At 34.8% G+C, this 4,119-nt stretch carries 3 protein-coding genes; 2 read left to right on the top strand and 1 reads right to left on the bottom strand.

Features of this window, described 5'->3' with window-relative positions:
- Window positions 1-116, top strand: a 116-nt coding sequence (locus F6K13_RS21605; protein ID WP_287288335.1) for a DUF1636 family protein, incomplete at its 5' end; no start/stop codon positions are given.
- Between the two features lie 1,097 nt (window positions 117-1,213).
- Window positions 1,214-2,281 carry a cobalamin biosynthesis protein CobW gene (gene cobW / locus F6K13_RS21600; protein WP_124147484.1) on the top strand — a complete coding sequence of 356 codons (1,068 nt, stop codon included), beginning with the start codon at window positions 1,214-1,216 and terminating at the stop codon, window positions 2,279-2,281.
- 712 nt (window positions 2,282-2,993) lie between these two features.
- On the opposite strand, the gene F6K13_RS21595 is transcribed toward cobW, so the two are convergent.
- A complete protein-coding gene (locus tag F6K13_RS21595) occupies window positions 2,994-3,215 on the bottom strand; it encodes a hypothetical protein (protein ID WP_124147483.1) in 222 nt (73 codons plus the stop codon).
- Window positions 3,216-4,119: the final 904 nt, after the last annotated feature.

Below are 4,119 nucleotides of genomic sequence, written 5' to 3'. Positions count from 1 at the left end.
GTGCCAGTCTCTATGATGCTAAATCTGATGGATTATTATCTTGGTCGGAAAGACCTGAACACTTAAAAAAAGGTGTTTTAGCAAGAATTCCACCATTAATTCATGGAGATATTTAAGCAAAATTAATGGTTGAAGAAATACGGATATTTTTCAATGTTAATTGTGTTTATTCCTAAGCATTCAGCTATTAGCAGTCAGCATTTCAGCAATGAGTAATTATTCATTACTTCTCTAAGGTTTAGGAAGGGGACTTTAACAGTAACTTTTTATTCTTTCCTCAATTTCAAAGGTTGCTTTTACCTTCCCCAAAATTAACTGCTGTTTGCGTAGCATTCCGAAGGAAAGGAAGCGCTAATAGCTGACCGCTGTTTGCGCAGCATTCCGCAGGAAATTCTTACGTTTCTTCTATCACTCGGTTACTATGACTTTAGTACCGCCATGTTTGTTAATTAAATGTAGCTATAGGATTTATATTGGAAATGTAAGTAAGAAATTTACAGCGCAATTCATTTAAGTAGACTACAAAATTTTTGAGGTTAGGAAGGTAGGGAGGTTCCATGCAACGTCCGTAGGTAGTAGATTGTCACTGTAGTCTATCTATTTTACAGCGGTTTTCATTTAGGTAGACCACAGTAGGGACCTTCCATGGAACGTCCCTACAAGGGTTTGATTTGTGAAGATGTGGTTCATCAATTTGAAAAGCGCTGTAAAGCTGCTATAATTATCTAGAAAACAGGGGAAAGTTTTAGTAACTTTGTTTGGCAGGAAAAAAGTTTAGAATCTAGTTTCAAACTCATTACTAAATTCTATAGAAGGCAACAGTTCCAGAAAGCAACAATGGAAAAAAAATTTCTCCTTATTTGATTCATCATTACTCTATTTCTTCATTTGATTAGCAATTCAATATTTGCTTTTGCTACGGATAAAAGAAAAAATATAAAGCAAGGAAAAGACCAAACTTCATAGTTCATAAAATATTTATAGCAGTGGAAGGAAAGAGTGCGGATATATCAAAAGTTTAAAACTCAGACAAAAAAATTTTCGCTCCTTTGGTTCTACCTTCTTCATTTTTCCTTCTTACTTTTGCTATACCTAATAAATCTAGGCAATTTTATACTTAGTTTTATTTCTTCTAATTTTTTCTTCCTAGCTTGTTCCTTATTCTAAATTTTCTATTTGTCAAAAAAATCATCAATAAACACGATTAAAATTTATGAGTGCAAAAATTCCTGTTACTGTAATTACAGGCTTTCTCGGCAGTGGAAAAACCACCACAATTCGCCATTTATTACAAAATAATCAAGGTCGTCGTATTGCAGTTTTAGTTAATGAATTTGGAGAAGTTGGCATAGATGGAGAACTTCTACGTTCCTGTCAAGTTTGTGATGAAGAAGATGCTACTAATAACATTGTTGAACTAACAAATGGTTGTCTTTGCTGTACAGTGCAAGAAGAATTTTTTCCTACTATGCAACAACTCTTAAAACGCCGAGAAAAAATTGATAGTATTTTAATAGAAACTTCTGGGTTAGCATTACCTAAGCCTTTAGTACAAGCATTTCGTTGGCCGGAAATTAAGACTTCTGCAACTGTAGATGGAGTTGTTACTGTTGTTGACTGTGAGGCAGTGGCAAATGGTAGTTTGGTAGGAGATATTGATGCTTTGGAAGCTCAACGTCAAGCTGACCCAAATTTAGACCATGAAACACCAATTGAGGAATTATTTGAAGACCAGTTAGCTTGTGCCGATCTAGTATTATTAACTAAGGTTGATATGGTTGATGAAGCTACTTTAAAAAAAGTACAAAATTGGTTAAAGGAACAGTTACCTAAAACTGTAAAAATAGTTCCTTGTATTGGGGGAGAAATTAGTCCGGATGTATTGTTAGGATTTAATGCAGCAGTTGAAGATGATTTAGATGCTCGACCTAGTCATCATGATACTGAGGAAGACCACGAACATGATGATGAAATTAATTCTGTTCATTTAATTTTAGACCAAGAGTTTGAACCAAAAGAGTTAGTTGAAAAGTTGAAAAGGTTAGCTATAAATGATGAAATTTATCGGATTAAAGGTTTTGTTGCGGTGCCGAATAAACCAATGCGTTTAGTTTTACAAGGGGTAGGTTCGCGCTTTGATTATTTCTATGACCGTCAGTGGCAAAAAGAGGAAGTTAAACAGACTAAGTTAGTATTGATTGGTCGTGATTTGCAACTAGAAAAAATTCAGTCTGAGTTGGTTGACATACTCTCCAACCTAAAGGCGCGGAGATTCTCCTGAAACCAAGATTCTTGGTTTGCTGACGCAAGGCTACGCCAACAAAGAGTCCACTTAAATCAAATACCTTGCGGAATCTAATCCAGAGATGGTTCTCACGCCTGCGCGTTTGCTCTATTTCAAGAGCCTGTTACCCTATGCCCTACGGTACAGTTCAAGCCTCAAAAAAACTTTGGTTCTCTGGTAATTGTTGCTTAGAGCTTTTCCATGTACAAGCATTACTGTACAAAACCCCATAACTCTAGTTTTCAAGGTGCAAACGCTACAATTAAGTAGCTATAGCTTTTGAGAGCGGTTGAATACCTTTCCGCTTTTTTAAGCATAGCACAAAGTCCCCCTTTTAGGGGGAGGCTTCAAACCCAGTTTTTCGGTGAATAATTTTGCATTGATGAGCTGCGGATGTGCCTAATAATATTTGTTTGAATAAATGTTTGTTTTTTCCATTTTTGATTTGGTTGATAATATTTTGCTTTAGAGGTTTAAATTAGATGAAGTTATAAGTTTCTGTTTTTGGTTTTAATATTTTAAACTTTACCGTTTTTGTCTGATTGTTAAATGGGGAAATTTTTCTGAGTTGCTTAAGGAGGTTTCAATATTTTTAGAGGTTTTTTTCAATTTTGTGATATTCTATACTTATGATAATATTGGCGCATTTTATATCTTGATTGAGTTTTAACGCTGTTAATTCCTATTCTGCCGTTGTCTTGCCCGATATTTATCTGAATTTTCTTTGCTCAAAATGACTAATTTTTCTTTGGTCGTCTTTTGCTGTTTTGACAAAAATTTGTTTGTGTGATATATAAAGGGAGTTTTTTTCGGTTTTCGGAAATGTGTTGTGTTGAATAAAAAGTCTAGTATATGGGCGAATTATTCCTACTAAAATTAACCTATTACAGTTGGCTTGAGATGGCAATCCTAATTCTACTTTCGGTGTCATTTTTTCGGGGATGCTTCAGAGAATGCCTTTGTTTAAGGTTATCTAGAGTTGTCTGGGAGGCGATCGCCTTTTTTCAGTCATCAGTTATCCCTTTTATGGCAATCCTAATTCTACTTTTGGTGTCGCTTTTTTTCGGGATTGCTTCAGAGAATGCCTTTGTTTGAGGTTGCCTGGGAGGCGATCACTTAATTTTTTTTACTTTCAACTTTCTTTTTTTTGCGTTGAATAAAAAGTCTAGTGTACGGGCAAACAACCACTATTAACATTATAGTATCAGAGTTGCTTTGAAAATCCAAGCTCATTTTCTTTTTTACGCAGGTAAAATTTTTTAGAGGTTGAGAAAATAACTATTTATGTCTGTGAAGGATCAATTTTTCTGTTTTCTGTACTCATCATATAGAGGTAGGGTCGGCACATTTCTATGGATTAACTAAAAGACTCAATAATTACTATTTGCCTATCTCAGAGGATTTACTTTTCCTTCCCATACAGATGGCGTATGATTTCATATTTTGCGTAATACCAAATTGATAAATGTTTGCTACAAATATCTAGGGTATTTCTTAGGAGTCAGGAGTTGTATGAGAATAGCTTTAATACCATTTTTCAGGTCATAAATTATCTTTTTTGTCAAAGGGATATCTCCTGCATTTGTCTTTTTATCGCTCTTACTATTCGTAACATTCTTTTTTCACGCTTGGTATAAGTCCTGTTAGTAATATAAAAAAATATTGGTATAGCAATGAGCGCTCAGTAGCAATGAGCGCTCAGGTATTTACAATGTCCAGCTCAAAGTGCAGTAAGCGAAAAGGTGTACAAAAAATAATGTGTAAATATGCCAGCGCACATTGCTATAACTTTCTGCTATGAATCGACTAATTTTCCATAGGGAAGGGGAGAATTA

The organism is Okeania sp. SIO2B9, assembly GCF_010672505.1.
Lineage (GTDB): Bacteria > Cyanobacteriota > Cyanobacteriia > Cyanobacteriales > Microcoleaceae > Okeania > Okeania hirsuta.
Note: the sequence above shows the minus strand (reverse complement) of the source record. Positions and strands in the feature narration are given on the sequence as shown.